The sequence below is a fragment of the Flavobacterium amniphilum genome, from assembly GCF_023634845.1.
GTDB classification, from domain to species: domain Bacteria; phylum Bacteroidota; class Bacteroidia; order Flavobacteriales; family Flavobacteriaceae; genus Flavobacterium; species Flavobacterium amniphilum.
Genome location: NZ_JAMLJL010000003.1, coordinates 129,359 through 143,386, shown reverse-complemented (window position 1 = coordinate 143,386; position 14,028 = coordinate 129,359). Strand labels below are relative to the sequence as shown.

The 14,028-nt window shown below is 37.3% G+C and carries 13 protein-coding genes; 11 read left to right on the top strand and 2 right to left on the bottom strand.

What is annotated here, in order from left to right; translation table 11 throughout:
* Positions 1–8 precede the first annotated feature (8 nt).
* Complete coding sequence (gene yihA / locus NAT51_RS04330; RefSeq protein WP_250595715.1) at positions 9–632, bottom strand: ribosome biogenesis GTP-binding protein YihA/YsxC; 624 nt, start codon at positions 630–632, stop codon at positions 9–11.
* A gap of 52 nt (positions 633–684) precedes the next feature.
* Complete coding sequence (locus NAT51_RS04325) at positions 685–1,455, bottom strand: alpha/beta fold hydrolase (RefSeq protein ID WP_394799682.1); 771 nt, start codon at positions 1,453–1,455, stop codon at positions 685–687.
* 346 nt (positions 1,456–1,801) lie between these two features.
* On the opposite strand from NAT51_RS04325, the gene NAT51_RS04320 reads away from it, so the two are divergent.
* The 11 genes from NAT51_RS04320 to NAT51_RS04270 are packed head-to-tail and all read left to right on the top strand — an operon-like array spanning position 1,802 to position 14,028.
* Positions 1,802–2,275, top strand: coding sequence for a division/cell wall cluster transcriptional repressor MraZ (locus tag NAT51_RS04320; protein ID WP_250595712.1), 474 nt, complete (start codon positions 1,802–1,804; stop codon positions 2,273–2,275).
* Positions 2,262–3,158 (top strand): 16S rRNA (cytosine(1402)-N(4))-methyltransferase RsmH, encoded by an 897-nt coding sequence (gene rsmH / locus NAT51_RS04315; RefSeq protein ID WP_250595710.1) that lies wholly within the window; start codon positions 2,262–2,264, stop codon positions 3,156–3,158. The genes NAT51_RS04320 and rsmH overlap by 14 nt, the downstream gene beginning before the upstream one ends.
* Positions 3,158–3,499 carry an FtsL-like putative cell division protein gene (locus NAT51_RS04310; protein WP_250595708.1) on the top strand — a complete coding sequence of 114 codons (342 nt, stop codon included), beginning with the start codon at positions 3,158–3,160 and terminating at the stop codon, positions 3,497–3,499. The genes rsmH and NAT51_RS04310 overlap by 1 nt, the downstream gene beginning before the upstream one ends.
* Entirely contained in the window at positions 3,490–5,490 is a 2,001-nt protein-coding gene (locus tag NAT51_RS04305) for a penicillin-binding protein (RefSeq protein WP_250595706.1), read from the top strand. Before NAT51_RS04310 ends, NAT51_RS04305 begins: the two co-directional genes overlap by 10 nt.
* Complete coding sequence (locus tag NAT51_RS04300; protein ID WP_250595704.1) at positions 5,490–6,953, top strand: UDP-N-acetylmuramoyl-L-alanyl-D-glutamate--2,6-diaminopimelate ligase; 1,464 nt, start codon at positions 5,490–5,492, stop codon at positions 6,951–6,953. The genes NAT51_RS04305 and NAT51_RS04300 overlap by 1 nt, the downstream gene beginning before the upstream one ends.
* A 9-nt stretch (positions 6,954–6,962) precedes the next feature.
* Entirely contained in the window at positions 6,963–8,192 is a 1,230-nt protein-coding gene (gene mraY / locus NAT51_RS04295) for a phospho-N-acetylmuramoyl-pentapeptide-transferase (protein WP_250595702.1), read from the top strand.
* A 1-nt stretch (position 8,193) separates the two neighbouring features.
* The gene (gene murD, locus NAT51_RS04290) at positions 8,194–9,525 is read left to right on the top strand and encodes a UDP-N-acetylmuramoyl-L-alanine--D-glutamate ligase (protein WP_250595700.1); all 1,332 of its coding nucleotides are present in this window, start codon (positions 8,194–8,196) and stop codon (positions 9,523–9,525) included.
* A 45-nt stretch (positions 9,526–9,570) separates the two neighbouring features.
* Positions 9,571–10,866, top strand: coding sequence for an FtsW/RodA/SpoVE family cell cycle protein (locus NAT51_RS04285; protein ID WP_250595698.1), 1,296 nt, complete (start codon positions 9,571–9,573; stop codon positions 10,864–10,866).
* A 2-nt stretch (positions 10,867–10,868) separates the two neighbouring features.
* Positions 10,869–11,963, top strand: coding sequence for an undecaprenyldiphospho-muramoylpentapeptide beta-N-acetylglucosaminyltransferase (murG, locus tag NAT51_RS04280; RefSeq protein ID WP_250595696.1), 1,095 nt, complete (start codon positions 10,869–10,871; stop codon positions 11,961–11,963).
* Positions 11,964–11,966: 3 nt separating this feature from the next.
* Positions 11,967–13,310 (top strand): UDP-N-acetylmuramate--L-alanine ligase, encoded by a 1,344-nt coding sequence (gene murC, locus NAT51_RS04275; RefSeq protein WP_250595694.1) that lies wholly within the window; start codon positions 11,967–11,969, stop codon positions 13,308–13,310.
* Positions 13,303–14,028, top strand: coding sequence for a cell division protein FtsQ/DivIB (locus tag NAT51_RS04270; protein ID WP_250595692.1), 726 nt, complete (start codon positions 13,303–13,305; stop codon positions 14,026–14,028). Before murC ends, NAT51_RS04270 begins: the two co-directional genes overlap by 8 nt.

Genomic DNA, 14,028 nt, shown 5'->3' with positions numbered 1-14,028 from the left:
CCTTTTTTTTATATGAAATTGTCGTTGTTTTTGAATATTTCCTGGTTTACGGAATCTATGTATTCTAAAACTCCTTCCTTGCCAATTACGTCCAAAGATGAAGTGACAAAATATTGGGGCATTTCTTCCCAGTTATTGGCTAGTAAAGCTTTGCGGTAAGCGGCAACATGCTGTTCTATTTTTCCTTTTGAAATTTTATCGGCTTTGGTGAAAATAATACAAAAAGGAACCTGTGTTTCGCCAAGGTAGGTAATGAATTCAAGATCGATTTTTTGTGCTTCGTGACGGATGTCTATTAATACAAATGCGCAAACTAACTGTTCTCTTTTTTCAAAATAATCAGTGATGAATTTTTGGAATACTTCTTTTGTTTTCTTGGAAACGCGGGCGTATCCATAACCTGGTAAATCTACTAAAAACCAGTTGTTGTTGATCTTGAAGTGGTTTATTAGTTGAGTTTTTCCCGGTCTTGCAGATGTTTTGGCTAAATTTTTATGATTGGTCAGCATATTGATCAGGGAAGATTTTCCTACATTTGATCTTCCGATGAAAGCGTATTCAGGTATGCGTTCCTGTGGGCATTTGCTTACGATCGAATTACTGATGATAAATTCGGCAGTGTTGATTTTCATTGCTCTTTATTTTATAAAAATTCCCCTAACGTTTGGGTTAGGGGGACTTGATTTATTCTTTATGTTCTGCTTTATTTTCAAGCCATTCGCCAAGAATTCTGTTGAATTCATCTGGATGTTCCATCATGGCGGCATGACCACATTTGTCTATCCAGTATAATGTTGAATTTGGTAATAATCTGTGAAATTCTTCAGCTACATCAGGTGGTGTAACCTTGTCTTGTTTTCCCCAGATAATTCCGGTTGGGACATGCATTTTAGGTAAATCTTTTGCCATGTTGTGTCTGATGGCACTTTTGGCAATGGTTAAAGTCTTTATCAGTTTTACACGGTCATTCACCGTGTTGTAAACGTCGTCAATGATTTCTTTGGTTGCAATTTCAGGGTTGTAAAACACATCTTCGGCTTTCTTTTTGATGTATTCGTAGTCGCCGCGTTTTGGATAGCTGTCTCCCATTGCACTTTCATATAAGCCTGAACTTCCTGTGATTACTAAACCGCAAACTCTTTCGGGGTACATTTTTGTGAAATACAATGAGATATGCCCGCCAAGTGAATTTCCTAAAAGGATAGCCCGGTCGAATTTTTTGTAATCCATGAAATTCTTTACATAAACTGCAAAAGATTTTACGTTCGTTTTTAAAATATTTTGTGTGTATAAAGGCAATTGGGGAATGACAACTTTGTATCCTCTCTGTGGAAAGTAGTTGGCAACTCCGTCAAAATTACTCAATCCGCCCATTAATCCGTGTAATATAATAATCGGGGTTCCTTCTCCGGCTTCAAAGTATTCGTATTTACCGTCTTTTATTAAGTTCTCCACTATCTCTTCTCTGTTTGGTTTGTCTATCAATTCACAAATATAGAATATTTTAAAACAAATAAGGGTATAGAAATTGATGAATAGCCCTTTCTGCTATTTAATTGACTGAAGTGTAGTTTTTTACGATTTATTAAGGTGTTTGAATTTTAAAAGATATTTGCATTAATGTTAATAATCGGAAATATTGTGAAATTTCCTCCCACTTTCAAAAAGCTAATAAAATCAATTTGTTTCAGATTTTTTTGGTTTTAAAAGTGTAAAACTTATTAACAAAGTGGTAATTTGTGGTAAAATGTGGTAAATTATTTTTTACATTTGTACATTATCATGCAAAAAGTGTAACTCATTGAATACCATCATTGGAACATATGAATGTAAGGCTGATGCGAAGGGCAGGTTGATGTTACCTGTGGCTTTGAAGAATCAGTTGGCTTCTTCGTTGCAGGACGGATTCGTTTTAAAACGATCTGTTTTTCAGCAATGTTTGGAGTTGTATCCAATGGTAGAATGGAATTTGATGATGCAAAAAATCAACAAACTTAATCGATTCAACAAGAAGCACAATGATTTTATCAGACGATTTACGGTTGGTGTGCGTATGGTTGAAATTGATTCGACAGGAAGATTGTTGGTTCCTAAAGACTTGGCTGTTTTTGCTTCAATTGCAAGTAACGTAGTGTTGTCTTCGGCGGTTAATATCGTTGAGATTTGGGATAAGGATTTGTATGAAAAAGCTATTGATGATGCAGATGTTGATTTTGCAGATTTGGCTGAAGAAGTAATGGGTAACATAAACGATGATTTAGATGGAATATCATAATCCGGTATTATTGAAGGAGACGGTTGAAGGCTTGAATGTTAAGCCTGATGGGGTTTATGTGGATGTAACCTTTGGAGGTGGCGGACATTCCCGTGAAATTTTATCCCATTTGGGACCAAACGGAAAATTGTTTGCATTCGATCAGGATGAAGATGCTTGGGCGAATGAAATACAGGATGAACGATTTACGCTGATAAAAGAAAATTTCAGATATATTAAAAGATTTCTCCGTTTTTACGGCATTAAAAAAGTAGATGGAATCTTAGGTGATTTGGGGGTTTCGTCCCATCAGTTTGATGTTCCTGAGCGTGGTTTTTCAACGCGATTCGACGCCGGACTCGATATGCGCATGAGTAAGAAAAATGAATTAAGTGCATACCGGGTGGTGAACGAATACGACGATAAAAATTTACGTCGTATTTTTTTAGAATATGGTGAACTGAAAAATGCACCGGCTTTAGCACGGACAATTATCGAAGCACGTGAAAAGGAAACTATTGTAAATACTGAGGATCTAAAGCAGGTTTTGGCTCGTTTTTTACCGGCTCACAAAGCGAATAAAATTCTGGCACAAATTTACCAAGCGATCCGTATTGAGGTAAATCAGGAAATGGAAGTTTTGAAGGAATTCTTGGAACAAACTCTTGAAATTTTGGATGCTGGAGGAAGATTAAGTGTGATCTCGTATCATTCCCTTGAAGACAGATTGGTGAAACGCTTCATTAAAAACGGAATGTTTGAAGGAGAGCCGGAGCGAGATATGTTTGGACGGTTTGAAGTTCCGTTCAAGGCAATCGGTAAGTTGATTGTTCCTTCTGATGCTGAAATCAAAATCAATAACAGGGCACGTAGTGCCAAATTGAGAATCGCTGAAAAAATATAATGAAAGGGAAGTTGTATAATTTGTTGAAAGCCAGATTTCTGGTGAATGAAGATGCGGTAAAAAACTGGCGGTTTATTGTGTTTTTGATCTTTCTGGCAATAATCATGATTGCAAATACACACAGTTATGAAGAAAAAATTTTTAAAATCGCCGAGTTAACAAATGAAGTAAAAGAATTACGTTCGGAATTTGTAGACCGCCGTTCAGAATTAATGAAGATAAAGATGGAGTCGACCGTTGCGTTGAAGATGGAAGCAAAAGAAATATTTCCATCATCGGTTCCTCCGAAAAAAATAAAAGTAGCAAAAGAAAAATCAGCTTGGGATAAGCTATGGCAGTAGAAAACAGAAACATATTGAATCGTATTTATGTGGTTGCTTTAATCATTTTGATTATGGTGACTGCTGTTGGTGTGAAGCTGACGAACATTCAGTGGGTGGAAGGTGATTATTACCGTCAGTTGGCAAAGGAACGGACAGTTAAAAATTTTGTTATTCCGGCAAACAGAGGGAATGTTTATTCATCAGACGGTAGTTTACTGGCGACGTCAATCCCTGAATATACCATACGTTTTGATGCGGTTGCTCCTACTAAAGAGAATTTCGATAAGTTTATCAAACCACTTTCTGATTCATTGGGAGCATTCCTTGGGAAATCGAGTTCAGGCTATTTGAATGAGTTTAGAAAAGCGAGAGCAAACAAAAGCCGTTATTTTATGGTAGCCCGTGATTTGAGTTATACGCAGTATATGACGATTAAGGGGTTTCCATTATTTAATTTAGGAGCTTACAAAGGAGGTATTATTACCGAACAGGAAACGGTGAGGGAACATCCAATAGGTAAAATTGCCAAAAGAACGATCGGTTATGAACGCTATGATGATAAAGGACGATTGCTTCCGGTGGGTATTGAAGGTGCTTTCAGTCAGTTTCTTAACGGTAAAGACGGTAAAATCCTAAAGCAGAAAATTGCGAAAGGGCAATGGAAGCCGATTCATGATAATAACGAAGTTGAACCGCGTGACGGTTATGATATTGTTTCTACAATTGATGTGTATGTGCAGGATATTGCGCATCATGCTCTATTGAAGCAATTGGAGGAGTATGAAGCTGATCATGGTTGTGTGGTGGTGATGGAAACTAAAACCGGAGCAGTGAAAGCTATTTCCAATTTAGGAAGAGGTAAAGACGGTACTTATTATGAGACTGTGAATTATGCGATCGGGGAATCCCACGAACCTGGGTCTACATTCAAGTTATTAGATTTAATAGCGCTATTGGATGATGAAAAAGTGGATACAAGCAAAATATACGATTCCAAAGGAGGTGATATTGTCTATAAAGGACGCCATGTTCGTGATTCACATGAAGGCGGATATGGTAAAATTTCTTTGGCTCGTGGCTTCGAGGTTTCTTCAAATACCGTTTTAGTTCAGGCCGTTTACGAAAATTATAAAACCAATCCAAAACAGTTTGTTGACCGAGTTAACAATTTGGGGTTAAATAGACCTCTGGGGTTACCATTTAAAGGAGAGGGTATTCCTAAAATACCACAACCGGGCCAGAATGGCTGGAGCGGAATCTCTCTTCCTTGGATGGCATTTGGTTACGGAGTTTCCGTTACGCCTTTGCAGACATTAACGTTGTATAATGCTGTAGCTAACAATGGTGAAATGGTAAAGCCGATGTTTGTGCAGGAAGTAAAAGAATGGAATAAGACGATTAAAAAATTTGATAAGCAGGTCATTAATCCGAAGATATGCTCGGATAAAACACTTTTAAAAGTTCGTGCAGTTTTACAAAATGTGGTAAAAAAAGGAACGGCTTCTAAATTATATTCGAAGGATTTTTCCATGGCCGGGAAAACAGGAACTGCAAAAGTTGATTATCATAAAGGAGACGGACATGTGTATTATGCATCTTCATTTGTTGGGTACTTTCCAGCAGATAATCCGAAATATTCATGTATTGTGGTTGTGCATAAACCTAATACATCGAAGAATAATTATTACGGTGCTGATGTGGCAGGGCCGGTTTTCAAACGAATTGCCCAAAAGGTTTTTACCGATGTCCCGTCAACAAATGAAATCAAGACATTAAAGAAAAGATTTAAAAATCAGGAAACGAATTATCAGGTATACAACGATAAAGTAAACAATAAGCCGAAAGTTATACCGAATGTGAAAGGAATGCCGGGTATGGATGCCGTGGCACTTTTGGAAAACCTGAACATGAAAGTTAAAGTGATTGGTTTCGGGAAAGTAAAAAAACAATCTATTCTTCCTGGACAGCCTCTTATTAAAAATAATACAATAATTCTCGAATTGTCGTAATGCAAAAGTTAAAAGACATATTATATAAAATCAGCATCGAATCGGTTCACGGTTCCACTGATGTTATCGTGAATGCCATTCAATTTGATTCCCGTAAAATAACGGCTGATGATGTGTTTGTTGCAATCAAAGGAACGGTTTCAGACGGTCATGCATTTATAGATAAGGCAATTTCTTTAGGAGCTGCAGTTGTTGTGTGCGAAACGTTGCCGGAAAATCTTCTGTCGCAAATTACCTATGTTCAGGTTGCTGATACGAATACTGCTTTGGCATTTTTAGCAGCTAATTTTTATGGAAATCCTTCCGAAAAATTACAATTAATAGGAGTTACGGGAACTAATGGTAAAACAACTATTGCTTCTTTGCTATACCAAATGTTCAAGAAGGCTGATTATAAAGTCGGATTGCTCTCAACGGTTAAAATTTTGGTTGATGAAACGGAATATAAAGCAACACATACCACACCAGATTCGCTTGCAATCAATCATTATCTGAATGAGATGGTTGAAGAAGGTTGTGAATACTGCTTTATGGAAGTGAGTTCACACGGTATACACCAAAAACGTACTGAAGGTCTTCATTTCAGAGGCGGTGTCTTTACAAATTTATCACATGATCATTTGGATTATCATCCAACATTTGCCGAATATCGGGATGTGAAAAAGTCATTCTTTGATCATTTGCCAAAATCGGCTTTTGCAATCACCAATATAGATGACAAAAACGGAAGTGTAATGCTTCAAAATACACAGGCTAAAAAGTTGACATATGCCTTGAAAACATATGCTGATTATAAAGCAATAATTCTTGAAAACCAATTGTCTGGATTGCAGTTGAAAATAAATGAACAGGAAGTATGGACTCGCCTGATAGGTAATTTCAACGCTTACAATCTATTGGCAATTTATGCAGTGGCGATTGAATTGGGAATTGAAAAAATTGAAGCGTTACGATTACTTTCTGAATTGGAAAGTGTTTCAGGACGTTTCCAGTATATTGTTTCGAACGGAAAAATTACAGCTGTTGTTGATTATGCACACACACCTGATGCGTTGGAAAATGTACTGAATACGATTAATGACATCAGAACCAAAAATGAAAAATTAATCACGGTTGTAGGTTGTGGAGGAGACAGGGATAAAACGAAAAGGCCTGTGATGGCTGGTATTGCAACAAACTTGAGTGATAATGTTATTATTACTTCCGACAATCCGCGTACCGAAGATCCGCAGGTTATCATTAATGAAATGGAAGCCGGAGTTTCAGCCGAAAACTTCAAAAAATATGTGTCAATTGTGGATAGAAAACAAGCAATAAAAATGGCTTGCCAGATGGCAGAAGCAAATGATATCATTGTGATTGCCGGGAAAGGGCATGAAACCTATCAGGAAATCAACGGTGTACGCCATGATTTTGACGATATGAAAATTGTAAAAGAAATATTAGAACAACTTAACAAATAAAAATAGGATATGTTATACTATTTATTTGAGTACTTAGATAAAACTATGGATGTTCCGGGAACAGGAGTTTTCCAGTATATCACTTTTAGATCAGCTTTGGCTATTATCATGTCCTTGTTGCTGTCTACTATTTATGGTAAAAGGGTAATCGGTTTTTTACGCCGCCAGCAAATCGGGGAAACAGTACGTGAACTTGGTTTGGAAGGTCAGACGCAAAAAGCTGGAACACCGACCATGGGAGGAATCATTATCATTTTTTCGACTTTGATTCCGGTTTTTTTATTGGCTAAACTGAATAATATTTATATCATTCTTTTGATTGTTTCCATGTTATGGATGGGATTAATCGGTTTCTTGGATGATTACATCAAAGTGTTTAAAAAAGATAAACAGGGATTGAAAGGAATCTTCAAAGTGATTGGTCAAATCGGACTTGGAGTAATTGTTGGGGCAACCTTGTATTTTCATCCCGGTGTTACGGTACGCAAAGAATCTCAGCCTACAAAAATCGTTGTGAATTCGGTTCAAAATACAATCAATCCAATTTCATTGGAAGAAAAATCAACCGCTACAACCATTCCATTCTTTAAAAATAATGAATTTGATTATGCTGAATTATTGGCATGGATGGGTGATGGATATGAAAACTGGGCTTGGGTGATATTTATCCCAATTGTGATTTTTATCATTACGGCTGTTTCAAATGGTGCTAACCTGACGGATGGTATCGACGGACTTGCAGCTGGTACATCGGCTATTTCGGTTATTGCTCTCGGCGTATTCACTTTTGTTTCGGGTAATATTATTTTCTCAAACTACCTGAATATCATGTTTATCCCGAATTCCGGGGAAATGACGGTGTTTATTGCGGCTTTTGTAGGAGCATTGGTAGGATTTTTATGGTATAACAGCTATCCGGCAGCTGTTTTTATGGGTGATACCGGAAGTTTGACTATCGGTGGTGTTATTGCTGTTTTGGCAATCGCTGTACGCAAAGAAATGTTGATACCGGTTATCTGCGGAATCTTTTTGGCCGAAAATCTGTCAGTTGTATTACAGGTTGCTTATTTCAAATACACGAAAAAGAAATATGGTGAAGGCCGACGCATTTTCTTAATGTCTCCTTTGCATCACCACTATCAGAAAAAAGGATATCATGAAAGTAAAATTGTGACCCGTTTCTGGATCGTGGGAATTTTACTGGCGATTGTTTCAATTGTAACCCTAAAATTAAGATAATATGAGATTAGTAGTTTTAGGCGGAGGAGAAAGCGGTGTTGGAACGGCAATTCTTGGAAAAAAGAAAGGGTACGAAGTATTTGTGTCTGATTTCGGTCAGATTAAAAATAACTATAAAGAAGTTTTATCGCTGCATAAGATCAAATTCGAAGATGAAAAACACACCGAAGATCTGATTTTAAATGCTGATGTGGTGATGAAAAGTCCTGGGATTCCGGATAAAGCACCAATTGTAAAAAAGCTAAAAAAAGCAAACATCCCAGTGCTTTCCGAAATTGAATTTACGAATCAGTTTACCGATGCGGTTACAATCGGGATTACAGGAAGTAACGGAAAAACGACAACCACAATGCTTACGTATCATTTGTTGAAGCAAGGTGGATTAAATGTTGGTTTAGCCGGAAATATTGGGAAAAGCTATGCATGGCAGGTGGCGGAAGGAAAGTATGATACGTATGTGCTGGAGCTGAGCAGCTTTCAGTTGGACGGAATCGAAACATACAAACCTCATATCGCCATCATAACCAATATCAGCCCGGATCATTTAGACCGCTACGATTATAAATACGAAAATTATATCGCTGCAAAATTCAGGATAACCATGAATCAGACTGAAGAAGATTACCTGATTTATGATGCAGATGATGAAGCAATAAAAAATTGGCTGGAAAATAATACCACCAAAGCAAAACTGGTTCCCTTTTCATTAACGAAACCGCTTGATTTCGGAGCCTTTTTAGAAGAAAACAATATTAACATCAATACCACAAAAGAACCTTTTGTTATGCCAACAAATCAATTATCATTAGAAGGAAAACACAACGTTAAAAACGCCATGGCTGCAGCAACAGTAGCACAACTTTTGAAAATCAGAAAAGAGACAATCCGCGAAAGTTTGTCTGATTTCCAAGGTGTGGAGCACCGTTTGGAAAAAGTACTTAAGATCCAGAATGTGCAATATGTTAACGATTCAAAAGCGACGAATGTAAATGCAACTTTCTTTGCTTTGGACAGTATGACTACACCTACGGTTTGGATTGTTGGTGGTGTTGATAAAGGAAATGATTACACAGAATTGATGCCGTTGGTAAATGAAAAAGTAAAAGCAATTGTGTGTTTGGGTATTGATAATAAGAAAATTATCGAAGCTTTTGCAGGTGTTGTGGATACATTGGTGGAGGCGTCAAGTATGACTGAAGCTGTAAGGCAGGCTTATAAAATTGCCGAAAAAGGTGATACAGTTTTATTGTCACCCGCTTGTGCAAGTTTCGATTTGTTCGAAAATTACGAAGACAGAGGCCGTCAGTTCAAACAGGCGGTTCAAAATTTATAGGCTTTTGCCAATCATATTGAATTAATAGAGCTTAAAGCTAAATAAATGAAAACGTTAATACATAATTTAAAAGGAGATAAGGTAATTTGGGCAATGGTGGCATTGTTGGCTCTTATTTCGTTTATTCCGGTATATAGCGCCAGTAGTAATTTGGCTTACCAAAAACACGGAACCGGTAATACGTTGGTGTATTTAATCAAGCATTTGGTGCATTTATCTGCAGGTGTCTGGATTATGTTTCAGGTGCAGAAAATCCCATACCATTATTTCAGAAGTATCTCAAGGGTACTGTTGCCAGTAGCATGGATATTGTTGGCTTATACCATGTTAAAGGGAACGATGATTGATGGTGCGAATGCCAGTCGCTGGATATCGGTGCCCTTTGTAGGAATCACGTTTCAGCCTTCTGCATTTGCCGGAATAGTCTTGTTTTTATACGTTGCCCGTTACCTTTCGAAAACGGAAATAGAGGATATGACTTTTCAAAAGTCGTTTGTTGAGCTCTGGATTCCAGTGTTTATTACGCTGGCTTTGATTTTACCAGCCAACTTCTCAACGACGGCATTGATATTTTCAATGGTTATGTTGTTGACTTTTGTGGGGAATTATCCCATTCGGAATAGTGCGATTATTGTAGCGATGGGAGTTGTGTCTTTTGCTTTCTTCGTTTTATTAGTAAAAGCATTTCCTGATGCATTCCCAAACCGTGTTGATACTTGGATTAGTCGTATAGAAAATTTTACTTCAGATGAACCTGATGAAGATGATTACCAAATCGAAAAAGCAAAAACAGCCATTGCCTCAGGAGGGTTATATGGTTTAGGACCGGGAAAAAGTGTACAGAAAAATTTCTTGCCGCAATCTTCTTCCGATTTCATTTTTGCCATTATTGTGGAAGAGTTAGGACTTGCGGGCGCATTTTTTATTATCCTGATTTATCTGATTTTGTTTATTCGATTTGTAATCGCTTCGTATAAAGCCCCAACGGTGTTTGGGAAGTTAGTCGTCGCAGGCCTCGGTTTCCCGATTATCTTTCAGGCTTTCATAAATATGGGTGTCGCAGTCGAGTTGTTGCCTACAACCGGTCAGACATTACCTTTAATCAGTAGCGGGGGAACTTCTATCTGGATGACTTGTGCTGCATTGGGTATCATTTTGAATGTGACCAAAAAAGAAGAGGAAATTGCTCAGGAAAATATAGAGAAGCAAAAAAGGGAAGATGTTTTGCAAAGGATTATAGATAGGGAATTAGCAGAAGAAAATATAATTGAAGGTGAGGCGGAAGGAAGTTATTCAATTGAAGATGTAACGAATCCGATGAATGCAGTTTTAAATAAATAAAGATGAAGGAGAATCCAAGATTCATAATTAGTGGTGGTGGAACAGGAGGTCATATTTATCCTGCAATTGCAATTGCAAATGAGTTAAAAACGAGATATCCAAAAGCAGAAATTCTTTTCGTTGGTGCCAGTGATAAAATGGAAATGCAAAAAGTTCCTCAGGCAGGATATTCTATTAAAGGTTTGTGGATTGCAGGAATACAGCGTAAGCTTACATTACAGAATGCCATGTTTCCATTGAAGTTAATGTCGAGCTTGGCAAAATCATTTGGGATTATAAAAAAATTCAAGCCCGATGTGGTAATCGGAACAGGAGGATTTGCCAGCGGAGCTGTTTTGAAAGTGGCTTCCATGTTAGGAATTCCAACTGTAATTCAGGAGCAAAACTCATATCCGGGAATTACTAATAAGCTATTAAGCAAAAAAGCGAATAAAATTTGTGTCGCTTACGAAAATTTGGAACGGTTTTTTCCAAAAGAAAATATGATACTAACAGGAAATCCTGTCCGTCAGGATCTGATTTCGGTAGAAGATAAAAAGGAAGAAGCACTTCATTATTTCAAATTGGATGCTTCAAAAAAAACTGTGTTGATTTTAGGTGGAAGTTTAGGTGCGAGAAGAATCAATCAGTTAATTTCCAAAGAGATAGATTGGCTTGTGGGTCAAAATCTCCAAATCATCTGGCAATGCGGGAAATTGTATTTTGAAGAGTACAAACAATTTTCTGAAAAACGAGGCGTTCAGGTACTTGCTTTTATTGATAGGATGGATTTGGTTTATGCTGCTGCAGATGTAGTTATTTCAAGATCAGGAGCTTCTTCAGTGTCGGAATTGGCTATTGTGGGTAAACCGGTAATTTTTATTCCGTCACCGAATGTTGCTGAAGATCACCAAACTAAAAATGCCCAGGCAATAGTTGATAAAAACGGAGCAATTTTAATGAAGGAAAATGAATTGGATACCCAATTTGAAGTAGTTTTTGATGGATTAATTAATGATGAAGGGAAGCAACAGGTTTTGAGTGATAACATAAAGAAATTGGCTTTGCCGGACGCAACAAAACAGATTGCTGACGAAATAGTAAAATTAGTTAGATAAAAAATGAATTTAAATCAGATACATAACGTTTATTTTATCGGTATAGGCGGAATCGGAATGAGCGCCTTGGCCCGTTACTTTAAATTTATCGGAAAAAAAGTAACAGGATACGATAAAACGCCAACGATGCTTACCGATGAACTCGTTGCAAGTGGGATTGCGATTCATTTTGAAGATGATGTCCGTCAGATTCCAACTGATTTTACCAAAGAAAATACCTTGGTAATCATAACTCCAGCCGTGCCGAAGACACATTCGGAATGGAATTATTTTCTGGATAATGAGTATGTGGTAAAAAAACGTGCTGAAGTTTTGGGTATAATTACAAAAGATACCTATTGTTTTGCAGTTGCCGGTACGCATGGTAAAACAACGACTTCCAGTATTTTAGGGCATGTTTTACATGAAAGCGGAGTTGATGTTACGGCTTTTTTGGGAGGAATTGTTGAAAACTATAATTCCAATTTAATTGGAACCGGTAAAACAATTACTGTCGTAGAAGCAGACGAATTTGATAGATCTTTTTTACATTTGCACCCCAATTTGGCCTGCATCACGTCAATGGATGCGGATCATTTGGATATTTATGGTGATGATGCGTCTATCAAAGCCTCATTTCAGGAATTTGCGGATAAAGTTGAGGATAAGAGCAATTTGTTTGTAATCAATGGGTTGCCTTTGGAAGGGATTACCGTAGGAGTAAATGACGGTTCAAAATTTGTAGCACATAATGTTAGGATAATTGACGGTTGGTATGTGTTTGATGTTACAACACCAACCGAAGAGATAAAAGATATAAAATTTGGATTGCCAGGAAAGCATAACTTAACCAATGCGTTGCTGGCTTTGGCAATGGCTAGTACGTACGGAACCCCAACCGTCGCTATTGCTAAAGCGTTAGCAACATTTAAAGGAGTAAAACGTCGTTTTTCGTTCCAAATCAGAAAACCGGAGTTTGTGTATATTGATGACTATGCACACCATCCAACCGAGATTAATGCCGTGCATCAAGCGGTGCGTGAGTTGTATCCCGGTAAAAGAGTTTTGGCTGTATTCCAGCCGCATTTATTTAGCAGAACACGCGATTTTGTCGATGATTTTGCTAAAAGCCTGTCGCAGTTTGATGAAGTATTGCTGATGGATATTTATCCGGCCCGTGAGTTGCCTATGGAAGGAGTGACATCACAATGGCTCTTGGATAAAATTGAAAATCCAAATAAAAAATTGGTTCAGAAAAATGAACTGATTGGATTGTTGAAAGCATCGGATGCACCGGTTATTGTAACCATTGGTGCCGGCGATGTAGGAGAAATGGTTCCTGAAATTAAAAATGCATTAGATGCGTAGAAATTGGTTATTAAATATTCAGCTGATTGCGATTTTTGGATTGGTCATTTTTTTGTATTCGTTTACCTCAAAAAGAAACGAACAACGGAAAATTTCGAAACCGAAGATCGAATTTTTAAATGCTGAAAGTCCATTTGTTACGCACGAAATGGTTAATAACTTGTTGAAAGAAAAATTTGGAGGTGCTTCTACGATTAAAAAAGAAAATCTAGATTTGAAGAGTATAGAGCAAACCCTTAACAAACACAGCCTGATAGAAGATTCTGAGGTATATGTGAGTGTTGACGGTAAGTTAAAAACAGTCGTAAAACAGAAGTCCCCAATCGCGCGTGTTTTTAATAATAATACCTCTTTTTATATTGATTATGAGGGGGGTAAAATGCCACTTTCAACAAATTTTAGCGCTAGAGTGCCTCTTGTTTATGGTCAAATTGATACAGCCAAAAACAAAGGTTTCGTATCGCTGTTGCAGATGATCTATAACGATGATTTTTTGAAAAAAAATATCATCGGAATGCAGATTCAGGAGGACGGAAGCATTATTATGAAGAATAGGAATTATGGTTATGATATTATTTTCGGAAGAACCATTCATATGGAAAGAAAATTTAATAACTATAAAGCATTTTTTCAAAAAGCTGTACAAGACACTTTGATTGGTTCATATAAGAGCATCAATTTAAAGTTTACGACACAGGTAGTTTGTACAAAAGAATAA

What these genes read in the sequence shown, in the direction of transcription:
- yihA (WP_250595715.1), bottom strand. Translation starts at nt 632, where the DNA reads ATGAAAATCAACACTGCCGAATTTATCATCAGTAATTCGATCGTAAGC.
- rsmH (WP_250595710.1), top strand. Translation starts at nt 2,262, where the DNA reads ATGGAATATCATAATCCGGTATTATTGAAGGAGACGGTTGAAGGCTTG.
- NAT51_RS04310 (WP_250595708.1), top strand. Translation starts at nt 3,158, where the DNA reads ATGAAAGGGAAGTTGTATAATTTGTTGAAAGCCAGATTTCTGGTGAAT.
- NAT51_RS04305 (WP_250595706.1), top strand. Translation starts at nt 3,490, where the DNA reads ATGGCAGTAGAAAACAGAAACATATTGAATCGTATTTATGTGGTTGCT.
- NAT51_RS04300 (WP_250595704.1), top strand. Translation starts at nt 5,490, where the DNA reads ATGCAAAAGTTAAAAGACATATTATATAAAATCAGCATCGAATCGGTT.
- mraY (WP_250595702.1), top strand. Translation starts at nt 6,963, where the DNA reads ATGTTATACTATTTATTTGAGTACTTAGATAAAACTATGGATGTTCCG.
- murD (WP_250595700.1), top strand. Translation starts at nt 8,194, where the DNA reads ATGAGATTAGTAGTTTTAGGCGGAGGAGAAAGCGGTGTTGGAACGGCA.
- NAT51_RS04285 (WP_250595698.1), top strand. Translation starts at nt 9,571, where the DNA reads ATGAAAACGTTAATACATAATTTAAAAGGAGATAAGGTAATTTGGGCA.
- murG (WP_250595696.1), top strand. Translation starts at nt 10,869, where the DNA reads ATGAAGGAGAATCCAAGATTCATAATTAGTGGTGGTGGAACAGGAGGT.
- murC (WP_250595694.1), top strand. Translation starts at nt 11,967, where the DNA reads ATGAATTTAAATCAGATACATAACGTTTATTTTATCGGTATAGGCGGA.
- NAT51_RS04270 (WP_250595692.1), top strand. Translation starts at nt 13,303, where the DNA reads ATGCGTAGAAATTGGTTATTAAATATTCAGCTGATTGCGATTTTTGGA.